Annotated in this window: 21 protein-coding genes; 13 read left to right on the plus strand and 8 right to left on the minus strand. The window is 37.0% G+C overall.

The window, feature by feature from the left end; all coding sequences use genetic code 11:
* Position 1 precedes the first annotated feature (1 nt).
* The 7 genes from trpC to ACW0JX_RS06395 all read left to right on the plus strand — a co-directional run bounded on the left by trpC (position 2) and on the right by ACW0JX_RS06395 (position 6,165).
* Positions 2 to 763 (plus strand): indole-3-glycerol phosphate synthase TrpC, encoded by a 762-nt coding sequence (gene trpC, locus ACW0JX_RS06365; protein WP_168411192.1) that lies wholly within the window; start codon positions 2 to 4, stop codon positions 761 to 763.
* Positions 760 to 1,374, plus strand: coding sequence for an N-(5'phosphoribosyl)anthranilate isomerase (trpF, locus tag ACW0JX_RS06370; protein WP_000865118.1), 615 nt, complete (start codon positions 760 to 762; stop codon positions 1,372 to 1,374). The genes trpC and trpF overlap by 4 nt, the downstream gene beginning before the upstream one ends.
* On the plus strand, positions 1,371 to 2,564 hold the full coding sequence (gene trpB / locus ACW0JX_RS06375) for a tryptophan synthase subunit beta (RefSeq protein WP_168411193.1): 1,194 nt from the start codon (positions 1,371 to 1,373) through the stop codon (positions 2,562 to 2,564). Before trpF ends, trpB begins: the two co-directional genes overlap by 4 nt.
* A 3-nt stretch (positions 2,565 to 2,567) precedes the next feature.
* The gene (trpA, locus tag ACW0JX_RS06380; protein ID WP_095691217.1) at positions 2,568 to 3,344 is read left to right on the plus strand and encodes a tryptophan synthase subunit alpha; all 777 of its coding nucleotides are present in this window, start codon (positions 2,568 to 2,570) and stop codon (positions 3,342 to 3,344) included.
* A gap of 73 nt (positions 3,345 to 3,417) precedes the next feature.
* Entirely contained in the window at positions 3,418 to 3,777 is a 360-nt protein-coding gene (locus tag ACW0JX_RS06385) for a DUF4029 domain-containing protein (RefSeq protein WP_000946131.1), read from the plus strand.
* Between the two features lie 114 nt (positions 3,778 to 3,891).
* Positions 3,892 to 5,391, plus strand: coding sequence for an L-lactate permease (locus ACW0JX_RS06390; protein WP_459245508.1), 1,500 nt, complete (start codon positions 3,892 to 3,894; stop codon positions 5,389 to 5,391).
* Between the two features lie 90 nt (positions 5,392 to 5,481).
* The gene (locus ACW0JX_RS06395) at positions 5,482 to 6,165 is read left to right on the plus strand and encodes a DUF2278 family protein (protein WP_001128611.1); all 684 of its coding nucleotides are present in this window, start codon (positions 5,482 to 5,484) and stop codon (positions 6,163 to 6,165) included.
* A gap of 14 nt (positions 6,166 to 6,179) precedes the next feature.
* Here ACW0JX_RS06395 and ACW0JX_RS06400 read toward each other — a convergent pair whose 3' ends face one another.
* Positions 6,180 to 7,013, minus strand: a complete 834-nt coding sequence (locus ACW0JX_RS06400) for a hypothetical protein (protein ID WP_000424522.1) — start codon at positions 7,011 to 7,013, stop codon at positions 6,180 to 6,182.
* Between the two features lie 196 nt (positions 7,014 to 7,209).
* Here ACW0JX_RS06400 and ACW0JX_RS06405 point away from each other — a divergent pair, with 196 nt between their 5' ends.
* Together ACW0JX_RS06405 and ACW0JX_RS06410 are read left to right on the plus strand one after the other, a co-directional pair.
* Positions 7,210 to 7,995: a zinc ribbon domain-containing protein gene (locus tag ACW0JX_RS06405; RefSeq protein WP_459245509.1), complete on the plus strand. Its 786-nt coding sequence runs from the start codon at positions 7,210 to 7,212 to the stop codon at positions 7,993 to 7,995.
* 19 nt (positions 7,996 to 8,014) lie between these two features.
* Entirely contained in the window at positions 8,015 to 9,250 is a 1,236-nt protein-coding gene (locus ACW0JX_RS06410) for a TcaA 3rd/4th domain-containing protein (RefSeq protein ID WP_459245510.1), read from the plus strand.
* Between the two features lie 45 nt (positions 9,251 to 9,295).
* Here the strand turns inward: ACW0JX_RS06410 and ACW0JX_RS06415 are convergent, their stop codons facing one another.
* Positions 9,296 to 9,718, minus strand: a complete 423-nt coding sequence (locus ACW0JX_RS06415) for a hypothetical protein (RefSeq protein ID WP_089170629.1) — start codon at positions 9,716 to 9,718, stop codon at positions 9,296 to 9,298.
* Positions 9,719 to 9,918: 200 nt separating this feature from the next.
* On the opposite strand from ACW0JX_RS06415, the gene ACW0JX_RS06420 reads away from it, so the two are divergent.
* The 3 genes from ACW0JX_RS06420 to ACW0JX_RS06430 all read left to right on the plus strand — a co-directional run bounded on the left by ACW0JX_RS06420 (position 9,919) and on the right by ACW0JX_RS06430 (position 12,474).
* Positions 9,919 to 11,253, plus strand: coding sequence for an FAD-dependent oxidoreductase (locus ACW0JX_RS06420; protein WP_095691211.1), 1,335 nt, complete (start codon positions 9,919 to 9,921; stop codon positions 11,251 to 11,253).
* A gap of 100 nt (positions 11,254 to 11,353) precedes the next feature.
* Entirely contained in the window at positions 11,354 to 11,842 is a 489-nt protein-coding gene (locus ACW0JX_RS06425) for a GNAT family N-acetyltransferase (RefSeq protein ID WP_459245511.1), read from the plus strand.
* A gap of 221 nt (positions 11,843 to 12,063) precedes the next feature.
* Positions 12,064 to 12,474 (plus strand): DUF3908 family protein, encoded by a 411-nt coding sequence (locus ACW0JX_RS06430; protein WP_089170633.1) that lies wholly within the window; start codon positions 12,064 to 12,066, stop codon positions 12,472 to 12,474.
* A 30-nt stretch (positions 12,475 to 12,504) separates the two neighbouring features.
* Here ACW0JX_RS06430 and ACW0JX_RS06435 read toward each other — a convergent pair whose 3' ends face one another.
* The 6 genes from ACW0JX_RS06435 to odhA form a co-directional block, all read right to left on the minus strand.
* Positions 12,505 to 13,095: a class I SAM-dependent methyltransferase gene (locus tag ACW0JX_RS06435; protein WP_089170634.1), complete on the minus strand. Its 591-nt coding sequence runs from the start codon at positions 13,093 to 13,095 to the stop codon at positions 12,505 to 12,507.
* 92 nt (positions 13,096 to 13,187) lie between these two features.
* Positions 13,188 to 14,729 carry a SagB family peptide dehydrogenase gene (locus ACW0JX_RS06440; RefSeq protein WP_459245512.1) on the minus strand — a complete coding sequence of 514 codons (1,542 nt, stop codon included), beginning with the start codon at positions 14,727 to 14,729 and terminating at the stop codon, positions 13,188 to 13,190.
* A 15-nt stretch (positions 14,730 to 14,744) separates the two neighbouring features.
* Positions 14,745 to 16,694 (minus strand): TOMM precursor leader peptide-binding protein, encoded by a 1,950-nt coding sequence (locus ACW0JX_RS06445; protein WP_459245513.1) that lies wholly within the window; start codon positions 16,692 to 16,694, stop codon positions 14,745 to 14,747.
* Positions 16,691 to 18,610 carry a putative thiazole-containing bacteriocin maturation protein gene (locus tag ACW0JX_RS06450; RefSeq protein WP_459245514.1) on the minus strand — a complete coding sequence of 640 codons (1,920 nt, stop codon included), beginning with the start codon at positions 18,608 to 18,610 and terminating at the stop codon, positions 16,691 to 16,693. Before ACW0JX_RS06450 ends, ACW0JX_RS06445 begins: the two co-directional genes overlap by 4 nt.
* 123 nt (positions 18,611 to 18,733) lie before the next feature.
* Positions 18,734 to 19,993: a 2-oxoglutarate dehydrogenase complex dihydrolipoyllysine-residue succinyltransferase gene (gene odhB, locus ACW0JX_RS06455; RefSeq protein WP_459245515.1), complete on the minus strand. Its 1,260-nt coding sequence runs from the start codon at positions 19,991 to 19,993 to the stop codon at positions 18,734 to 18,736.
* A gap of 133 nt (positions 19,994 to 20,126) precedes the next feature.
* Positions 20,127 to 22,994 (minus strand): 2-oxoglutarate dehydrogenase E1 component, encoded by a 2,868-nt coding sequence (gene odhA, locus ACW0JX_RS06460; RefSeq protein WP_098014706.1) that lies wholly within the window; start codon positions 22,992 to 22,994, stop codon positions 20,127 to 20,129.
* Between the two features lie 823 nt (positions 22,995 to 23,817).
* Between odhA and ACW0JX_RS06465 the strand changes: the two genes are divergently transcribed.
* The gene (locus ACW0JX_RS06465) at positions 23,818 to 24,027 is read left to right on the plus strand and encodes a helix-turn-helix transcriptional regulator (protein WP_095691204.1); all 210 of its coding nucleotides are present in this window, start codon (positions 23,818 to 23,820) and stop codon (positions 24,025 to 24,027) included.

Below are 24,027 nucleotides of genomic sequence, written 5' to 3' on the forward strand. Positions count from 1 at the left end.
AGTGGGGACGATTTTAGATAAAATTGTAGAACAGAAGAAAAAGGAAGTTGCGGAGTTATATGAAATATATACACCAGTAAAAACAAAAAGAAAGACACATTCACTTGTAGAAGCGTTACAGCAGTTTACTGTCATTGCAGAAGTAAAGCGAGCATCACCATCAAAAGGAGATATCAATTTACACGTTGACGTACGAAAACAAGTGGGAAAATATGAGAAATGTGGTGCAGGAGCAGTATCTGTTTTAACAGATGGTCAATTTTTTAAAGGATCGTTTCACGATTTACAAACAGCAAGAGAAGAAAGTAACATTCCGCTTTTATGTAAAGATTTCATAATCGATAAGATTCAAATCGATAGAGCGTATGAAGCGGGAGCAGATATTATTTTACTAATTGTAGCAGCGTTAACGAAAGAGAAGTTAAAAGAGTTGTATAGCTACGTGTTAGAAAAAGGATTGGAAGCGATTGTTGAAGTTCATGATGAACAGGAATTAGAAACTGCGATTGTATTAAATCCGCACGTTATTGGCATTAATAATCGTAATTTAAAAACGTTCGAAGTAGATTTAAGCCAAACTGAAAAGCTTGGAAAAAGATTGAATGAGGAGAAACTACTTTGGATTAGTGAAAGCGGGATTCATTTAAAAGAGGATATTATTCGTGTTAAAAAAGCAGGAGCAAAAGGTGTATTAATTGGAGAGGCACTTATGACATCATCTTCTATTAGTAACTTTTTTGAAGACTGTAAGGTGAATATATGAAAGTGAAAATTTGCGGCATCACTGATATGGAAACAGCAAAACGTGCTTGCGAATACGGCGCAGATGCACTCGGATTTGTTTTTGCAGAAAGTAAGCGGAAAATCACTCCAAAGAGAGCGGAAGAAATCATTCAGGAGCTTCCAGCCAACGTGTTAAAAATCGGTGTTTTCGTAAATGAATCAGTAGAAGTGATCCAGAAAATTGCAGATGAGTGCGGGTTAACACATGTACAACTACATGGAGATGAAGATAATTATCAAATTAGAAGATTGAATATTCCGTCTATAAAATCACTAGGAGTAACTTCAGAAAGTGATATGAAAAACGCTCAAGGGTATGAAACGGATTATATATTATTTGATAGCCCGAAAGAAAAGTTTCATGGAGGAAATGGAAAGACATTTTCATGGGAACTACTTGGGCATATGCCAAAAGAATTGCGAAAGAAAACGATATTAGCTGGTGGATTAAACGCTCTTAATATAGAAGAAGCAATTCGAACTGTTCGGCCTTATATGGTCGATGTGAGCAGCGGAGTAGAGACAGAAGGAAAGAAAGATGTAGAGAAAATAAAACAATTTATTATAAAAGCGAAGGAGTGTTCCAAATGAACTACGCATATCCAGATGAAAAAGGACATTACGGTATATACGGAGGACGATACGTTCCAGAAACGTTAATGCAATCTGTACTAGAACTAGAAGAAGCATATAAAGAAGCGATGCAAGATGAGGCATTTCAAAAGGAATTAAATCATTATTTAAAAACGTACGTCGGAAGAGAAACACCGCTTTATTTCGCTGAAAATCTGACGAAGTATTGCGGAGGTGCAAAGATTTATTTAAAACGTGAAGATTTGAATCATACAGGAGCTCATAAAATTAACAATACAATCGGTCAGGCACTACTTGCGGTGCGAATGGGTAAGAAAAAAGTTGTCGCTGAAACAGGAGCAGGACAACACGGAGTTGCAACAGCTACTGTATGTGCTCTTCTCGGATTAGAATGCGTCATTTTTATGGGAGAAGAAGATGTAAGACGTCAAAAATTAAATGTGTTCCGAATGGAATTACTCGGAGCGAAAGTAGAAAGTGTAGCGGCAGGTAGCGGTACATTAAAAGATGCGGTAAATGAGGCGCTTCGTTACTGGGTTTCACATGTGCATGATACGCACTACATTATGGGATCTGTTCTCGGACCACATCCATTCCCGCAAATTGTCCGTGATTTCCAAAGTGTAATTGGGAATGAGACGAAGAAACAATATGAAGAATTAGAGGGGAAATTACCAGAAGCAGTTGTTGCTTGCATTGGTGGTGGGAGTAACGCGATGGGAATGTTTTATCCATTTGTACATGATGAAGAAGTTGCTCTTTACGGCGTAGAAGCAGCTGGAAAAGGAGTTCATACAGAAAAGCATGCAGCAACTTTAACGAAAGGAAGCGTTGGAGTTTTACACGGATCAATGATGTATCTTCTGCAAAATGAAGAAGGGCAAATTCAAGAAGCACACTCTATTTCAGCAGGACTTGATTATCCAGGTGTTGGTCCAGAACATAGTTTGCTAAAAGATATTGGCCGCGTTTCTTATCAGTCGATAACAGACGAAGAAGCATTAGAAGCATTTCAATTATTAACGAAAAAAGAAGGCATTATCCCGGCGTTAGAAAGTTCACATGCTGTCGCATACGCATTAAAATTAGCGCCGCAAATGAAGACAGACGAAGGGCTCGTCATTTGTTTATCTGGCCGCGGGGATAAAGATGTAGAGAGTATAAAACGTTATATGGAAGAGGTGTAAAAAATGGGAGTAGAAAAAATTAAAGCAGCGTTTGAAAATGGTAAGAAAGCATTTATTCCGTACGTAATGGGCGGAGATGGTGGCTTTGAAAAATTAAAAGAAAGAATTCGTTTTTTAGATGAAGCAGGAGCGAGCATCGTTGAAATCGGCATTCCGTTTTCGGATCCAGTCGCAGACGGTCCAACGATTCAAAGAGCAGGGAAACGAGCGCTAGATAGCGGTGTAACAGTAAAAGGTATTTTTCAAGCATTAATAGAGGTAAGGAAAGAAGTGCAAATTCCGTTTGTACTCATGACATATTTAAATCCAGTACTCGCATTCGGAAAAGAACGATTTGTAGAGAAGTGCTTAGAGGCCGGTGTGGATGGTATTATCGTTCCAGACTTACCGTATGAAGAACAAAATATTATTGCGCCGTTACTTCGAGAGGCAAACATTGCGCTCATTCCACTCGTTACCGTAACGAGTCCTATTGAAAGAATTGAAAAAATCACGAGTGAATCAGAAGGGTTCGTTTATGCTGTTACAGTAGCGGGCGTAACGGGAGTACGTCAAAACTTTAAAGAGGAGATTCATAGTTACTTAGAAAAAGTAAAATCACACGTCAACTTACCAGTAGTCGCTGGATTCGGCATTTCAACAAAAGAACATGTAGAAGAAATGGCTACAATATGCGACGGAGTTGTCGTTGGAAGTAAGATCATTGAGCTTTTAGAAACTGAAAAGCGAGAAGAAATATGTGAATTAATATATGCAACAAAACAAAAAGAAGAGGCGTAGTCTCTTCTTTTTGTTTTGCGTAATAAATGTTAAAATATACAGAAAATACATATAATTCAGAGGGGGAGAAGGCATGCTAAGACGTAAATTACTATATCTATTTTTAACTGTACCATTATACGCTTGGCTCATTAGCATGACGAAAATAGAGTTAATGGCTCTATTTTTAGGATATGTATTCATCTTTTCCAACTTAAATCGCATTCAAGAACAGTCTATTTTAGAAATATGTCTATTTTCGATTAGTATAGAATTATTTAGTATCGTTTCGATTGTATTATTAAACGAATTATTTCTACGGATTCATTCATTTACATTAATGAAATTTTGGAATATTATATTGCAAGCAATATGTACTTACATTGTGTTTGTTGTGTTGAAAGAAATAGTCGGAAAGCAGACAGTTTTTCAGGATAATAGAAAATGGGAGTGAATGAAAAGGAGCCGTTTGGTTCCTTTTTTGAATCTGTTTTAAAAACAATTGAAAATTATAGCATCTGTTATATAATAGTTAAAAATTGTATTTTAAACGAAATGAGATGATAACATGGCCATATTGTTGGCACTTATCCCAATTATGATGATTTTCATTTGTTTATTTTTATTTAAACAAACGTCATTAAGGTCTTCGTTAATTTCTTATGCTGTATGTGTTGGAATCGTTTTACTCTCGCCAACGTTTCAATTAGGGATAAGTGAAACTGTGCACGCAACGATTAAAGGGTGGTTAATTTGTTTTATTGTCGGGTACGTTTTATTTTTCGGTATTTTTTTATTTCACCTCATGAACAAAATGGGGTACATCGATCAAGTAGCACGTTTTCTAGAAGAAGTTACTCAGGATCGCTTATTACAAATGCTGCTTATGTGTTTTGGCATTTGCCCGCTTATTGAATCAGTAAGTGGATTCGGTATCGGCTTCATGGTTGCAGCACCTATTTTTCTTTCACTAGGATATAAACCATTTCAAGCTGTACTACTCTCATTCATCGGCTTACTAGCTAGTTCATGGGGCGCAATGGCAACTGGTACGATTATCGGTTCGCAGCTAATAAATATGCCTCTTACAACACTTGGCACAAATACAGCGCTATTAAGTATTCCGATGTTTGCTTACTTCGTTATTCTTTCTTTACACGTTGTTGGCGGCTGGCAAGCGGTTATAGAAAAGTGGAAAGAAGGAGTAGGATTCTTTCTATTATTTTCTCTCGGAATTTATCTTTCTAATGCGTACGTAAGTGTTGAACTAGCCGGGATATTAAGTTCTATCGTTACGATTACCTTTGGCTTTTTTATCATTAAATTAAAAGGAAAAAGTGGGCAAAATCTTATAACAGAGCATGCGGCTGCAACGGAGAGAGAAGTATCCATTATAAAAATTATTAGCCCTTATATATTTCTAACAGTTTGTATTTTACTTTCTCGCCTCGTTCCAGCATTACATGATTTGTTCAGATCATATGCGGTTCTTGATTTGAAATCATACTCTTACAAACTAGAGTTACTATATTCACCAGGATTTTGGCTCGGTATGACTTGCTTATTTACTATTATTTTCTTCCGCATCCCGTCTAATATTATTAAACAATCACTCTCACAAACGATCAAACAATGGATTCCTTTTGCGATTACGACGACAATGTTTATCGCCATTTCAGAACTAATGGGTGCATCAGGCATGCATTCATTACTCGCAAAGACAGCTGGTGATACATTTGGAACATTTTTCGTTTTCGTTGCGCCGTTTATTGGCGCTATTGGTGGATTTTTAACAGGTAGTAACGCAGGATCAAATGCAATGTTTATAAAACTACAAATGCAAACCGCACAAAACGTAGCACTCCCGTGGCAATATGTCACAACACTTCAAAACACCGCATCATCAGTAGCGACAATCGCTTGTCCATCACGGATTACACTAGGTGCTTACTTATGTAATATCCCTTACCGTGAAAATGAACTATTAAAGAAGACGACGTTAATGATTTTTGGTGCGGTTTTGCTTGTAATGGTAGAAGTTATTGTTTGGTATATGTTGAGAAATTAAAAATCCTCCTAACATAGGAGGATTTTTTTTATGAGTGGATAATGATTTAAATATGAATAGCTTCTACTAAATGAATAGGAGATGAAATGTATGCCCCTAAAAAACTACGGTGTGTTAAAAGGTACAGTTATACAATCAAAGATTGGAAAAGGGAAAACACCTCATTATCAAGTTCATTTACAGGGCGAGACTGGAGTAGATTATCGTATTGCTATTAACGTAAAGTCGCAAAGTTATCCGTCAGAAGTTTTATATTTTGCGAGTAACAATATTAGGTCAGAGGCGATTCATATTTTACCGACATTACCATTTGGTTTTACGGAAGTAAAAAATAATGAACCGAAAGTAGCTTTAGATTATGTAAGAGGAAATCTATTTGACTCAAAACAAATGATTCCTTTGCCTCCCGAAAAAGCAGGAGCAGATAATGATTTAAACGAAAAAATAGAACGTTATATAAAGCGAGCGATGGAAGAAAAAGCAATTATTTACGCGTTTGGCGAAAGATGGGGACCAGAAGAAAATACACCAGATTCCTATTTTCATTTCAAACCAGGAAACGGTATACATGATATTCACATGAATCAAGGGAATGTAGAAAAATGGCAAGGTGATGATGGCATCTGGCAAGATGGAGGAATACTCATTCACTTTGAAAAGGAAGAAGAATGGATTGGTATCTTTCTTGCCTTCCAATCACAGTCATGGTGTACCGATGAAGAGGGGCATGCTCGTGTGCCTGTTGAGCATTGTGATTATAAGGGGAATAATTAATAAGAAGAGGGCGTTCAAAAGGAACGCCCTCTTCTTATTTTATAAAACGAAAAACTAACGAGTGTAGAAAGACAAGAGAACAGCAGTGCCACACTAGAAAACGCAATGAGATACATGTTATATTTCATAACCTGTCCAATTAGCTGATTACTGTCGTATTGAAACAGTCCTGCTATTATGTTGAATAAAAATAACACGATAAACATGACGACAACACCGTCTATTGATCCTTTAATGTCTGGTTTACTTAAAGCGATATGTGCGGAAATGCAAATGGCGATAAATAAAAATAACCAAAAGGAAGGATTCAATAAATTGCCGATTGTAAATAAGCTTTTCAATAATACAAACGTCGACAAGAGCATGTTTTGAATCATTTCTACATTAATAGAAGTAGAAGCAATCGTTTTTTCGAGAGTTGTATTAAATAAAAAATATGATTCTGGTACGAAATAGCGCATTAAAAGGATTAATGCAGTAATACCAGAAATAATAGGCCCAATGCCGATAAAGAAATTCCCAATTCGTTGATACACACTTTTTTGATTGTATTGATGTTGTATATAACCTAAAGCCCCTTGACTTGTATCTGTTGGGAAGAACTGAGTCGCCACAATTTTATGACGGAACAGTACGCACATAATGGCATGTCCAAGTTCGTGAATCGGAACACCGATCCAAGCCGTTAATAGGAATCCTTTTCTTCCAAAAGCTCTCGACCAATACATGCGTGTGAGAGATTCTAAATAGCCTAATAGAAATCCAATTACAATGATAACGCCAATTAAAGATAATAATTGGATTACGCTTGTAAGGAGTATTTGAAAAATTGAGTTTACCAATTCCATTTTCTTTCATCCAATCTGTTAAAAATATTATTTATTCTGTTTCATAATAGCATTTTTTTTCAAGATTGCTAGCACATATATTTTCTTTCGGAAGAAGGATTTCAGAATCTTTTTCTTGTAGTCATGTTTTATGTACAAATTCATATATTGAACTTGTAACACCCTATAAGGTATATGCTTAAGGAGGGATAAGAGAATGAAATGTCCGTCATGTCATATAGAACATGCAGTAGAGGCAAAGTTTTGCGGGAATTGTGGACATTCGTTAACGGAAGAAGTAGTGGCAAGTAGTGGCAAAGAAGAAGGGCAGGAACAAGCGCGCGCGGCACAAGAAAAGGAAACGCGTCCAAATGAAACGGTAGAACAAGCGAAGCGGTTTGCGAGCGGCTATTTTCAATTTTTTAAACATGCATTACAAGCACCGACAGCGATTATGAAAAGCGGCACTATTGAAGTGCGAAATGGAATTGTAAGTCTTGTTCTTATTTGTTTTTTAGGAGCATGTATTTTTTATAGAATGATGAGTGCAGCATCAGCAGTTACGAGAACATTTGCACCAGATATATCTACTCCCACGTTTTTTGGAGAATCTATAACGGTCTTTTTCTTTTTATTAATTTTAACTTTATTTGTCGGATTTATTATTTTTGTAAGTGGTAAGATGATGAAATCATCTTTTTCGTTTCTTGAAGTATTTGGTATATGGGGAACGATAGCGACGCCGGCTATTGTCATATTAGTTCTTTCTTTTCTTTTTAGTTTTTTATTAATCTTTTTCTTACCGATATTATTATCGGTAGTTGCAACTTATATAGGGATTAGTATAACTGTAGCCGTATTAAAACTAGACAATGGCGGATTAGATCTCGTTTACACACTTATTATTGCAAATGTTTTAATTGGAATTGCAACGTTCATTGTACTTTGGTCTTACATTAGCACGATAATTCAAGCCTTAACACAGGGAATAACTGGCTTCTAATGAAAAGGTGGTTGACTGAATGAATGTATGTACAAAGTGCGGAGTTCAGTTTGAAGATAGTGTGCAATTTTGTCAAAACTGTGGGACGAAGAGGGGAAGTCCTGTAGTAAAGAAGAACATGAGCGGTGGTACAAAAGTTGGCATTACACTGTTAGCACTATTTGTTATAGCGATTATTGGATTGTATTTGTACGGATCATCGTATTATACGCAGGTGGCACAAGTAGACCGGATGATTACGATTTTACAAGAGCGGGACGGAGAGAAATTAGCTGAGATCGTTACGACAGATGATCCATCGGTTACGATAACGAGAGAGAGTGTAAAGCCTCTATTTTCATATATAAAAGAAAATCCATCTTACGTAAATGAATTAAAAGAGTATTTGAGACAAGGTGAAAAACAACGGGACGGAATAGAAAGAGCTGATTTTTCATTAACGAAAGACGGAAAGTATTTCTTTATATTTGATCGATATAAATTGAAAGCGAAGACGTACTATACAACTTTGCTTACAAATGAAAAAGGCGTATCGTTAAAAATGAACGGAAAAGAAATTGATAAGACAGATGACAAAAAGTTTGAGAAGCAATATGGGCCATTTCTTCCGGGAAATCAAGTGTTTCAATCAGAATATAAAAATGACTATGTAAAACTATCTCGTGAGGAAAAGGTTGTACTTATGAAACAAAGCCAAAATAACGTAACGATAGATTTAACGTTGCAAGGTCAATATATTACAGTTCAAACGAACGCGCCTGGTGCAACATTGTACGTAAATCAAAAACCAGTTACAGCGCTTGCAGGAGAAGAAATTACATGGGGGCCTGTAGCGACTGATGGAAGTGCGACGATTTATTTAGAACGAAATGGAGAAAGCGGACGGGAAACGACAAAAGTAGAGAAGGTAACGGCACTTTCGTCTTATAATCTTCCATTCCAAACGAAAAGTACAGAAAAAACAGTTGTTTATAATGTTACCCCGCCACCTACGACTGGGTATGTATATAATGGTTTCATCTTTCCTGATAGTGATATTCGAAAATTAACGAGCACAGATTTAACATATTTATCGAAAGAGCAGTTGAAAATTGCTAGAAATGAAATATATGCAAGGCATGGACATATTTTTCAAACGAAAGATATGCAAACGTATTTTGCAAAACAGTCTTGGTATAGAGAAAATCCTTATTTTACAGGAAAGTTAACAGATATCGAAACTTATAATATTGAACTAATTAAATCAAGAGAATAGAGCGCGGGAAAAAGGTACAGTGTATATTACTGTACCTTTTTATGATTATTTAGCTGGACCAGGATCCCTAGAGAAAAAGATATGAAAGAGAAATGTGACTTTACTTGCTCCCCCTGATGTACTGGCTTGCACATCAGATAAAGAACTAGACGTTAAAGCAGCTTCGGAATGAGGAGGGACGATTATTTTAAGCGTATTATCTGATTCTGATGATGCAGTAACTGTTATTGTATCGTCAGAAAAATTTATAATTTTAACAGTACCGACTGGAAAGATGGCCTTGCGAGTGTGTGATGCAGAAGCGAAGCGGGTAGCTTTCCAAATAGTTTGTGAGAAAGTGTCATTGTCAGATAACCAAGCACGAGCACTGTATAAAGTTACACTAACGGTAAACTCCTGTTCAAGCGGGAGGGCGGGTTTCGGTTCTATCGGTTCCTCTGGAAGCTGGACGAGAAGGCCGGCGCACATGTATGTTTCACCTACTTTCAATAGCTACTGTTATAGCATATTAAACATGTTGTATATAAGACACGACGGTTACCTATTCAAGCATAGGTTTGTGCACCAAATTTGAAGATGAAATTCTCTTTCTTTACAATGGAAGTAGGTGTTATTTCTATAAAATATGGAAAACGTAAAGAGTATGTAAAAAAAGAAGGAGTGGTAAAGTGAACTATGTCATTATTGGCGGAGATGCAGCTGGTATGAGTGCAGCTATGCAAATTATTAGAAACGATGAAACTGCAAATGTTGTGACGCTAGAAAAAGGTGAAATCTATTCATACGCTCAGTGCGGATTACCTTATGTTATTAGTGGTGCTATCGCTTCAACTGAAAAGTTAATCGCGCGCAACGTAAAGACGTTTCGTGAGAAATATGGAATTGATGCGAAAGTGCGTCATGAAGTAACGAAAGTAGATACGGAAAAGAAAATGGTGTACGCAGAGCATACGAAGACGAAGGATGTCTTTGAATTTCCGTATGATCGATTATTAATTGCGACTGGAGTGCGTCCTGTTATGCCAGAATGGGAAGGACGGGAATTACAAGGCGTTCATCTTTTAAAAACAATTCCTGATGCTGAGCGCATATTAAAAACGCTAGAAACGAATAAAGTTGAAGATGTAACGATTATTGGCGGTGGTGCCATTGGACTTGAGATGGCAGAAACATTCGTCGAACTTGGTAAGAAAGTAAGAATGATTGAGCGAAATGATCATATCGGTACGATTTATGATGCAGATATGGCAGAGTACATACATAAAGAAGCAGATAAGCATCATATTGAAATTTTAACGAATGAAAATGTAAAAGCATTTAAAGGAAATGAACGAGTAGAAGCAATCGAAACGGATAAAGGTACGTATAAAGCAGATCTTGTTTTAGTGTCGGTTGGAGTGAAGCCAAATACTGATTTTCTTGAAGGGACAAATATACGTAAGAATCATAAAGGAGCAATCGAAGTAAATGCATATATGCAAACAAATGTGCAAGACGTATATGCAGCCGGTGATTGCGCAACACATTACCACGTTATAAAGGAAATTCATGATCATATCCCGCTCGGAACGACTGCCAATAAGCAAGGGCGACTTGCTGGACTGAATATGCTTGATAAACGAAGAGCTTTTAAAGGTACGTTAGGCACAGGCATTATTAAATTTATGGATTTGACACTCGCAAGAACAGGGTTAAATGAAAAAGAAGCAAAAGGGCTACACATTCCGTATAAAACGGTCAAAGTAGATTCTACAAATATGGCGGGCTATTATCCAAATGCAAAACCACTTTACTTGAAATTACTATATCGCTCCGATACGAAACAATTATTGGGCGGGCAAGTAATTGGAGAAGAAGGCGTAGATAAACGTATTGATGTGATCGCGATGGCACTTTTCAATAAAATGAGCATTCATGATTTAGAAGATGTCGATTTAAGTTATGCACCACCATATAACAGCGTTTGGGATCCAATTCAGCAAGCGGCAAGGAGAGCAGAATAGCACTTTTTAAAGTGCTATTTTTTTGTTAAAGGGGAATTATCATTTTTGTCGAATGAAGAGGATCGGGAAATAGTTACATATGTGGAAGGGGAGTTTTTTTATGATTGTAGCACTTCAAAAAGTTCAAGAATCAGAAAAAGAAATATTACGTAATCTGTACGCTTTATATCTTCATGACCTTTCTAAGTTCACTATGAATATAACTATCGGAGCGAACGGATTTTTTGAATACAAAGATTTGCATATGTTTTGGGTAAATGACGGAATCACGCCGTATTTTATAAAAATTGATCATAGTATTGCAGGGTTCTTATTACTACTGGAACGTCCGTTTTTGAAGAAGGAAAATGATTTTGGTATTAATGATATTTTCATATTGAATCAACATAAAGGAAAAGGAATCGGTAAACAAGCTGTTGAAAATTTACTAGAACAGAAAAGAGGACAATATTTCGTTATCGAACTTCTAAAAAATGTACCAGCAGTGTCGTTTTGGAAGAACGTATATAAAAAACTGAACATTGAATTTGATGAGAAAGAGCAGTTAATTGATGATGAAGAATGTCTCGTTCAAACGTTTAAAATTTAATGAAATTGGTGTTCTTTTTATATTACTTTGAAATTTAACTTTATCCCGCAAAAGCCCGATTGGTTCAACTAATAATCAGTGGGGATCAAGACCCCTATTGATTAAAGTTTCGCTTTATTTTGAATATACCGTTCCCCCTTGAAAACATATTACTAATCGCTTATATTTTCATATAGTATTTATTTTTTAAACGAAGCAATGAACGAACCAGGGGGCGCAGTATGGCAATTAATATGAAAACAATCGAAGAATGGATTGTTGAATCAAATGCAAGACATGAAGAAGACTTTGGACACGTTGTGGAAGAAATGAAAGAAGTATGTGTCGGACTTGATAACGCGACATTAATTTATACGAAAAATGTATTTTGTTTCGGTAAAAAAGTAGAAGTATTTTTCTTCTTCCAAGACCATGTCGTGATTGGACAAGAAAAAGACGAATATATTGAGATTGAAAAATTAAAGTATGATGACATTACAAATAATAATTTAAAAACAAATGACAAAAATACAACGTTAGAATTAAAGTTTACTAACGGACAATCTATTAATTTAGATAGTTTAAATGATAACTACGGTACGAAAAATTGGTTATTTGCTAGACAAATTAAGAGTATTTTTAAGTTAATCTAGTAAAAAGCAGGCCCATAAAGGTCTGCTTTTTTACTTATTTCCTATTACACAAAGGCACCCTTTTTCTTCATAACATTGCACTTTTGTAAATCCTGTCTTATAAAATAGGTTTATTAATTCTTCATTTGTTTTAAATTTCTCCATATGGTATTGAATTTTGAAAGTTTCAGCCACTAATAAAAAGGAGCCGTCTGGTTTTAAGACGCGAAATACTTCTTTTATATCTTGTTCAATATCAGGCCAAAAATAATGAGTTTGAAAGGCGGTAATGAGATCGAAGAAGTTCGTATGATGTGGAATAGAAGAAACGCTTGCTTGTTGAACAATTACTTTTTGTTTTTGAACATCTTTTGCATTCGTCTGTATAGAATTTTTCACAGCTTGATCGGAGTAATCAATCCCATATATTCCCCCAAGTGGAGTTCGTTTTGAAAGAGTGTGTATGGTTTTGCCTCCACCACAGCCGATGTCTAATACGACTGCATCTGTCTTTATATGTACTTTCTGTAATCCCCAATTTGTTAGTCTCATATGTGCAGCGTTCATAATACAAAGCATGGAAGAACCAATTGTCCCGCGAGGGTTTTTTGCTTGCTGAATTAATCGTTGTAAAATGTTCAAGTTACATTCTCCTTTTATGTAAGAATATATACTCATTTCGCTTTTTATAAATTAAGTCCTTTAAAAAAAGCACGCCGTCTACCGGCGTGCTTCTAATTATGCAAAGCCCCTTTTAACCAATTCCGCGCCCGATACGCCCCAACAGGAATTTGAATGAGAGACGTTTCATTTCCAGCATCAATTCCGTACAATTGATCACATGAATTTGTATCAAAACTTAGTAAAGGATGCCCGCCCATCCCCATAGCAGTTGCAGCAAAAACGAGTTTATGAACGAGGATACCAGCTTCCATTTGGTGAATGCGGTATCCTCTATAGCCTAATGCATTTGTATAGTAATCTTTCTTTCCGACTACATGTAAGCAAAGGGGTACTTGAAAAAGGTTTACGTTATCCATCGTCATACTAGATTGAAGGAGATAACGAAGGTCCCCATATCGAAGTGGTTGTATGGAATGTGTTTTACTGTTATAAGTGTAAGCGCCGTTTTCTATATCTTTTACGTTATAGAAACATCCATATAATGAGACGCGTGCATTTTCATTTATATACTTACCATCAAGGTCGCTGTAATAGGGGAAGGAGAGGCTCGCTTCTTGTAGTAAAGTAGCGAGCTCAGCTGCATCCCATTTCGTTAAAATAAAGTCCGCATCAGGAGAATATCGTTTTTTACAAAGTTGTAGGAAATCATACGATAACCGTTCTACTTTCGGTAGCTGTACAGCGTACGTATTATGTTGATAGTGCTCTTCATGATGTAGTGTTTGGAAGTGTTCTGTCGATTCAATCATAGAAGCTTCATTTATTTTTGTTATCATCGGATGTTCATTTACATGTTTTGAGCGAACGAAATGTTCATGTGCGAGCGGCGGAATTTGTTGCAACAACTCATGAGAAGTAACTGTTTTATTTTCACGGTAATCATTGTGAAACCAATTAGTTTCTGGCTCTGTACTTAAAGGAATAACGGCATACACACTTTCTTCACCTTCTGACAATCCGAGTAAATGGTTCAGTGCACGGTCTAGAAATTGAAAGTATACGCCGTTCGTATAACCGAACTGTTTTGCACATTCTAGTAATTGTCCAATGAGAACCCCGCTATCTAATCCTTGAAGGCGATATGAAAAGTTATTGTATTTAAAGAAGTTTTTCCAAAACATAGTGGATACGAATGCGGCACCGAAACAATCATGTATATTACAGCGATTACCGAGTGCGTCTGCTAAATAAGAATCGAAATTTCCTTCGCGAAGTAAAATAAGTCGATGATGCGCGGCGTCATAATGGTAAATGCCGTCTGGATAATCGTCAATCTTTAAATAGATATACAATTCATTCGGATATAAAGCACCGCCTGAAGGAATGGATCTGCGTAATACATTTCTCTCGCTATTTAGCTGACATAATTGTGTTACACCAAATGAATACCAAAGGTAGTGACCAATCTCATTTAGAGTAGGTGTAGTAGAAGAGTTCGATAAAGATAATGGGATTTCTAAGGAGAGCGGGATGGTAGGTACATTTCGATATAATTTATAAGGAAGCGGTGCGTCTTTCCAGTCCACCTCATGATTCGGCATAATTTCATCAATAGAGAAATGGAGATGATGTAAAAAAGTATCTAGCTGCATGAAATCCCTCCTTTACTATGGAAACGGGTGCGGATGTGGATTTAATTGTTCATTTGTTAACGGTTCAGTGCTATATCCAAGTGTCATCGGTACGGTATAGACTCTATCTAATCCTGTAACACGAGTAAGGTGATGGCCGAATGTCATCGGTAACATGCCTGGAATAATGACTTTTACACAGTGTAGTCCGTTCTTTTCTATAAGGGGAACGGTTTGATCTACAACGATTATTTCAAGATTAGATTGATGCAAACGATTTAAAAGTTGGTGGAGATCGGATGTTAAATCCATATCAAATGACTGTGATACATTCATTTCTTGGAACGTTTGCACCGGTACATCTTCTCGTAAAAGGAAGTGAAGACGTTCTTCCGTTTCTTTCAATCCGTACAGCATACTATGGTCTTCCATTTTATTAACGAAATAAGGATCTTGTAAGCATTTTTCATAGTATTCTCTTTTGTGCTCGAGCTCATCGTCTGTTATAAGTAACATGCCTGCGATTTCTTGAATGGCACTTTTTAAAGCTCGAATAGGATCTAAATGAGCGCCTCCCGCACAAACAACGTTCATTCCATTTTCACGTGTATTTTTTGCAATTACCCATAAGCTCGGGATGCCGTGTTCCATCGTCGCATTAAAAGCGTGTAATTCATATCCGGTAATCGTACGTAACCGCTGAATCATTAATTGTAATTCTGTATCATTTGCTGAACTCAGATCAAGGCGGGGAAGAGGTAATTCGGCATACCAAGTGAGTAAGAAGGCATCACGCTCTACAATTTCTAAAATGCCGTGAAAAATCGCTTCTTCTAAACTACCGCCAATTGCACATCCATTTGATGTTTCATACACGAAAGCATCTCGATGACCGAGGCTATAATAAGCAATTGATTCAGGAACTAAAAGCGGTCTGTTTTGTGATAAAGAATATCCCCATACCCAGTTTTGCTCATAATCAGGATCAAACGGCTTAAATGGAAAATTATCACGATTGTAATGTTCATTTGTATGTACACCGAGTGTGAGGGGATTTAGTGCATGTTCCTCTAAATCATGAAAACTACCATGCACATTTGTCTTTTTCCCGCGAGGCGACATACCGCAATATCGTTCTAAACCTTCTAAAATAGCAGTTGCTTCACTCACTGCAAATGAATGAGTTCGGCCTGCAACACCTTCATTTCCAAACATTAATGGCATGTTTATAATGACGTCAGCGAATGGCAATAAAGAATGCTGCATTTTGCCGTTCAACATACCAATCCGATAATCTAAATAGTCTTTCGTTAAAAATGTGTTTAATTCATGAATGGAACGGCAGCGATACGTTTCGGTGCTTACTTTTAAACTCGGTTGTAAAGAAACTTCCGCCGCATCCGCAGTATCATCAGGTAAATTGCTACATACAGGACAGAGAGGATCTGGAAGAAAAGAATGCCGCGTACATTGTAATGTTTGTAAGTTTAGTAAAATAAGTTCATTTTCTAAAGAAGAATGGTTATGAGTTAATATTTTTTCTGTTTCTGCGCAAATAAGATGGCACATTTGTAACATTCCATTTTGGGTGGCACGTACATCACGCCTCGTTCCATTTTCGGCTTTAAAGGCATATTTCCGCTGTAGTTCCCACATTTCTTTTTGATCAAAGCCAGCGATAAAACGGCGTCCATCAGAACAATGGGAACATCCGGGCGTAAGAGGATGAATGTAAGGACCGATAATACCTTCGCCAAATGAAGTAAAACCACGTAGCCACGGAATATGATTTGACCGAAAAATTAGCTCAGCATCATGATGAATAGTAGAAGGAGATCCATCATGTAATACGAGAGCGAGATAAATATTTTCAGGGAGTTCTTCTGTAAGGGTATGCTGACGAATGATGGAATATTGTTTGCATAATTGATCATGTACATAGTCTGCAAGAAGGCCATCCCCTATAAGCAATATATTTTGAGTCATAGACCGTCCTCCTTTGCAATTAATACTCCGTACACACCGTCTAAGTTTTCTTTCAAAAATGGTTCAATCGCTAAATCAAATACGAATGGATAAAAATTATGTTCTTCTAAATGTTGTAAGGCGAGTTGTAAAGATTGTACGCTTGGAATTTCTTCTTCCGCTTGTATTTCCACCCTAAAAGAATCAGTGTCATATAAAATAATAGATGAGTCATACAAAATATTAGCTCTGTAAGGAATTTCTTCATTTTGAACGTGAAAGAGTGATAGTTGTAGTGCGTTTCGTAACGCTAACGTCATATTAATATTAGATGCACCGTACCATCTATCATTTATACCAACCCAAACGGCTGGAAAACTGAGAATCTCTTCACTCATTGCGATTTTAGGTGTTTCATGAATTGTAGAGAGAGCTTCGTAATAAAATCTACAATGTTTATCGTGAATATCAGTTAAATCAATCGTTGTAAGTTCTTCTAGCATATGTGTCTGCCGCTCATACAGTTTATTGTTTAAATGTTGCTGTAGTGCCCGGTAAAATCCTTCTGTCATCGTTTCTCCAGCACCGATACCGATATCGTTATGTTCAGGAATAAGGCGGTGAATGATTTCTGCTACATATGTTTCAATTCCTGTTAAACCAGCTTCTCGGCGTGCTTCATTATGAGTCAATCCACTGCAAGTCATAAGAGGTAGAAGGGGAGCTGGGCCATCTGATAGTGGAGTGGCTACTTGAATATAGCATTGTGATAACGGTAATTGATATGAATCTTGTTCATCCCATACATGGAATATACCGGCTTCTTTAGAAGTTAATGAGTCAAAAAATCGGAATACATCAGTTGAAGTATGTTGGTTCGACCGATGCTCAAGTTTTTCAGAAAGATTTTCTATCGTATCAATTGTAAAACTTTCATCAGTTGCAAGAGGATGTTTTATAAAAGAATGCCACGTTCCTTCAAGTGTTTCATAGTTTAATAAAAAGAATTGTGCTTCTTTTTCCCGATGTGAATCATCTGCGACATGCTTAAATAATTCAAAAACGATTACATTTGTTAACATTGCAGATGTAATTGGTGAGAAGGAATCAGATGAATTTTCATTTTGTAAATTCGTTTCATGTAGTCGATGCCATGCGGATTCCCAGCATTCATCACGATTTTCCGTTACGACAGGCCCAGCTATACCGAGTGTAGATAAACAAATAGCTGGTATGAAATTCTTTTTCGTTTCTCTACAAATAGTGTGAACTGTTTGTAAACCATCAATGTCTCCATTTTGGGAAACATATAAAATCCAATCAAAAGGTTCGAATACTTCATGCAAGGGACGGTCAATTGTAGTATCGATTTCTTGAACAAGTACATTGTTATCAACTTCATATGCACGTTCTATTAGCTCATGTATTCTGTCATAGTTTGTTTCATCCCGATCTGTAACGAGGTAATGAAATGTAGGTAAACCAGATTCTAACAAAGAAGAAACTAAGGAAGTAAGCATATCCCCAGAACCAAGTACAAGTACATTTGCCCCGCGGTACGTTTCGAATTTTAAAGCACCTGAATGAGAATCAGCTTCTAAAAATTCAATTTGTGAAGCATATCTGTCGAGTAATGTACTGTTTAATTCATGAGGTGCATCTTGATTTACATCACGAACGAAACCATTTTCATATAAAACCTCTCCAATTTCAAATACACGATTTTGATAGGGGAGAGGGAGTCCATCAGTTATTTCTGCTAAAGAATAATTACCGTTAAACATGGGAATTAATTTTTCAATCCAGTCATAAATTCCATCACCGTCCATGCGAAATGAACTGGCGTTATTTCGAAAATAGACACCCCCGTTTGAATCGGGGAGGAAGAAAGTATCCTTATTTACTTTAAGTTTTGCATGAATTGGAAGGTTATTCATTTTAATCCTCCTTACGTTTAGGCATACATTATTACTTTATGTCATGAAATTTGTCCCGTATGAACACAATAAAAAAAGGCTGTAGAATGATTCATTCTACAGCCTTTAATAGATTTTAATCTATCAACCTTCTAATAATAATGACTTTGGATCTTCAAGCATATCTTTAACAGCAACAAGGAAGCTAACTGCTTCTTTACCATCAACAATACGGTGATCGTAAGATAAAGCAATGTACATCATTGGGCGGTTTTCCATACGCTCGTTATCAATTGCAACTGGGCGTACTTGGATTTTATGCATTCCTAAAATACCAACTTGAGGGCTATTTAGGATTGGTGTTGACATTAGAGAACCGAATACACCACCGTTTGTAATTGTAAATGTACCACCTTGTAGTTCTTTTAATGAAAGTTTGTTATCACGTGCTTTCATACCTAAATTACGAATTTCACTTTCGATTTCAGCGAAGTTTAATTGGTTAGCATCGCGTACAACTGGAACAACTAATCCATCTGGAGCTGCTACAGCAATACCGATATCATAGAATTTTTTGATGATAAGCTCGTCACCTTGAATTTCAGCATTTAATAATGGGAATTGTTTTAATGCTGCAACAACTGCTTTTGTGAAGAATGACATGAAGCCAAGACGCACATCATGTTTTTTCTCGAAAGCATCTTTGCGTTCTTTACGTAATTCCATGATCGCGCTCATATCAACTTCGTTAAATGTTGTTAACATTGCAGATGTTTGTTGAACTTCTACAAGACGTTTTGCAATTGTTTGACGGCGGCGGGACATTTTCACGCGCTCAACTGGTTTTTCGAATTCAGTTTTTGCAACTGGAGCAGGAGCTGGGCTCTTTGGAGCAGCTGGTGCTTCTTTTGGTGCTGCAGCATGAGCTTGTACATCATGTGGTCTCACACGTCCAAGTGGATCTGTGCTACGTACGTCGTTTAAGTCGATTCCTAATTCACGAGCCATTTTTCTAGCAGCTGGTGATGCGATAGGACGGTTCGTATTTGGTAAGCCTTGTAGACCCGTAGTTTGTTCAGCATTTGGAGCCGCAGCTTTCGGTGCTTCAGCTGTTTCTTGTTTTGGTTGCTCAGCAGCTGGAGCAGGTGTACTTACTGCAACTGGTGCTCCATTAGCATCTAAAATTGCGATAGTTGCGCCAACTTCAACTGTATCCCCAGGTTCGCCTAGTAACTTCGATACAATACCTGAATCTTCTGCAATGATTTCTACATTGACTTTATCAGTTTCAAGCTCAACAACGCTGCCACCTTTCTCAACTTTGTCGCCTACGTTGATAAACCATTGTGAAATAGTTCCTTCGGTAATAGATTCTGCAAGCTCAGGTACTTTAATTTCGATCATTTTAAATGTCCTCCCCTTATTTGCCTAACGGTGTGTTTTTTCTTCTTTTGTCTTCGGTAATCTCCATTTGTTAGCCTGGCCTTGGGCAGATATTCTGCCCAAGGAACAAGCTAGAAACCTTCATTGTTACTTTTTAGTTGCTGTAAACTTCAATTTCTTGTTTATCTTGACGGAAGTTATACTTCACATCTAAAGCATGTGCAACAATTAGTTCTTGCTCAGCTTTGTGAGCGAATGGATCGCCTCCAGATGGACTAGAGCGATCAGGACGTCCAATGTAACCTGTTTTCACTTTATCTCCAGCAAGTTCGAACAGAATTGGAGCCATGTAATGCCATGCGCCCATATTACGAGGTTCTTCTTGAACCCAAATGATTTCTTCTAAGTTTTTAAAGCGTTTAATAATAGATTGAACTTTCTCAGCAGGGAATGGGTACAATTGCTCAATACGAACGACATGAACTTCGTCTAAGTTGTACTCGTGTTTACCAGACTCGATTTCTGCTGCTAAGTCAATCGCCATTTTACCTGTACTTAAAACAAGACGTTTTACTTTATTTGGTTTCATACCAAGGTTTTCTTGTTCTAAAGCAGGTTGGAATCGTCCTTCGCTTAACTGACTAGCAGTTGAAAGCGTAAGTGGGTGACGTAATAAACTCTTCGGCGTCATCAGTACTAATGGTCGAACAGCTTCTGTTCCTAAGATAGATGCTTGACGACGCAGGATATGGAAGTATTGTGCCGCGCTCGTTAAGTTTGCAACTGTCCAGTTATTCTCAGCAGCTAACTGTAAGAAACGCTCTGGACGTGCACTAGAGTGCTCTGGTCCTTGACCTTCATAACCGTGTGGTAATAGAAGAACTAAACCAGATTTTTGACCCCATTTTGCTCTTCCAGCTGAAACATATTGATCAAATAATGCTTGCGCAGTATTTGAGAAGTCACCATATTGCGCTTCCCACATAACAAGAGTTTCTGGAGCGAATACGTTATAACCATATTCGTAACCAACAACAGCGGCCTCTGATAACGGACTGTTATGAACAGAGAACGAAGCATTAATGTTTGGTAAACGGTGTAACGGTGAATATGTTTCGTTTGTATCAGTATCGTGTAATACTATATGACGGTGTGCGAATGTACCACGTTGTGAATCTTGACCAGTTAAACGAATTGGCGTACCTTCTTGTAAAATAGAAGCGAATGCTAACGATTCAGCAAGTGCCCATTCAATTTTACCGTTCTCTTCAAGAGCATCTTTACGGCGCTCAAGAATTTTCTTCACTTTTGGATATACGTTAAATCCTTCTGGCCAGGATAGTAGACCTTCATTAATTGCACGAAGTGAGTCAATCTCAACACCAGTATCGATTGGTTGAATACCTTTTGCAACAACATCTGGCACTTTAACGTGAATTGTTGCATCACCCGTATCAGCTGGTGGTACTTGTGCATAGTCGGATTTTAATTGCTCTTGTATAAACTGTGTAATTGTTTCAACTTCATCTGCATTTAGAACACCAGCAGCTTGTAATTGATCTGCATAAATTGCTCTTACAGTTGGGTGATTTTTAATTTTTTTGTACACTTGTGGTTGCGTAACTGCTGGGTCATCCATTTCGTTATGACCGTAGCGGCGGTAACCAATTAAATCGATTAAGAAGTCTTTTTTGAACAACATGCGATATTGAATCGCAAGGTTAGCAGCAGCAAGACAAGCTTCCGGATCATCAGCGTTCACGTGAACAATAGGAATATCGAAACCTTTTGCAAGGTCACTTGAATATTTCGTAGAACGAGAATCATAACTATCAGTCGTAAAACCAACTGCATTGTTTGCGATAACATGAATCGTTCCGCCTGTTTGATACGCGTTCAATCTGCTTAAGTTCAACGTTTCAGATACAATACCTTGACCAGGGAATGCAGCATCACCATGAACTAAAATTACGAATGATTTTGAAGTATCTTGATCTGGAAGACCAGATTTTTTACGATTCTCTTGAGCAGCACGTGCGAAACCTTCTACTACAGGATTCACGAACTCAAGATGACTCGGGTTATTTGCTAATGTCACGCGAGTGCTAACTTCTTCGTTACTAACGACTTGTTCTCTACCTAGGTGGTATTTTACGTCGCCAGTCCAGCCAGAATTGGCTACTGCGCCTTCTATTTTTGCATGTTTGAACTCAGCAAACATGTGACTATATGGTTTTTCTAATACGTGAGCAAGTACGCTTAGACGACCGCGGTGAGCCATACCAATCATGACATCCTCTACGCCGTTCTTAGCACCTTCTAGAACAATTTCATCTAAAACAGGTACAAGCATATCAACGCCCTCGATAGAGAAACGTTTTTGCCCAACGAATGTTTTATGCAAGAATTGCTCGAAACCTTCAACAGCTGTTAAACGTTTTAAAAGAGCAGTTCGTTTTTTATTTGATAGTGGTTGACGCAATGAATTTGATTCCACCATTTGATGCAACCACGCGCGTTCTTCACTATCTTGTATATGAGAAAATTCATAAGCTAAAGATTTTGTATAAACGTCTTTTAATCTATGAATTACATCAAGTGCAGTGTGAATACCTTCTGGTGCATCTTGCCATACTGTTTTCGCTGGAATCGCTTTCAAGTCAGCATCGCTCAGTTCACTCATTGCTTTCTCAAGAAGTGATTGTCCATTTGCAGCATCTTCCATCGGATTAATGTGAGCCAACGTGTGCCCGAAAGAACGAATTTGCTCAACAAGTTGAACGACTTTAAGAATTTTTTCAATGTTACCTGTGTTTTGAGGAGAAAAATGTGTTGCTGTGTTGTCCCCTGTTACGACATCATCTTGAAACGAAGGAGCTCCAAAAATTTCAAAAAGCTCTTGTAATTCCGGATCAACAGAACCTGCTCCAGTTACGTAAAGATCATACTGCTCAATAACATAACCAAGGTTCGGACCGTGGAACTTGGCCCAAGGGTTTGTCGTTGTATTCTTCCTCGTCATTTGTTTAAACCTCCCAATGCATATAATCCTTTTCCATACAAAGGTGCATTTTGCTCTTTTTCAATAAGTAATGAATCAATAATCAATGTAAATGTTTTCTTTACTCTTATGTTATTACAATAATTTACATAATACCAAACACTATTACTTATCTGTTTTGTAAAAAAACATTCACAATAACTTATCACCCAAGTTAATCTTTCACTTTATAAAGTAATTTTACAGAAAAATGGGGTGGATATATTTGGTATGCCTATACTAATAGCTATAATTGTTGCATTTAAATATAGGTATAATAGTTAGAATGTTTTGATAAAATTTAGTTTGAATTATGTATATTGAAATAATAAGCGCTTTCATAGATATTATACAACAATATAACGGAATATAGTATAAAAAATAAAAAATTATGAATTTATCGTAAACTTTATTTCGATAGTGTTAAATATCGAAAGGAAAATGAAGGATTTCTACAAAAAAAGTTGTTAAACATAAAAAATGGTTCATAACCCGTTAGTTTCTATAAATATGCCAAAAAACACCGTAAAACCAATAACACATTTCATCTAATAAAGAAGAGAATGAAATATTTTAAAAGGATAAAACAAATATGAAGATATTAAATTTTAAAAAAGGTGAGGAGGAAATATAGTAACGATTACATACAGTGTTCCATGTTTTATTACAAAATAGACGTGCTCAAATCGAACAAGTTTCTTCTATATAAATAGAGTGAAAAATGATTGGGGTAAATGTAAAGGAACCTTGACGTAAAGTTTACTTTACATATATACTCGATATATGGGAGGAGGGAGAAATTTCCTTGGAAAATAAAATGGTCGAATACCGAAAGAAATTTGGACTATCTCAAGAAAAACTGGCTGAGAAACTCGGGGTTTCCAGACAAACCATTATCTCAATTGAAAAAGGGAAATACGATCCATCACTTCCGCTAGCATTTGAAATAGCGAAAACATTTCAGACAAAGATAGAACATGTATTTATTTATGAAGGAAAAGAAGAGGGGGAATAG

It is taken from the genome of Bacillus sp. C-3-6 (assembly GCF_054509685.1).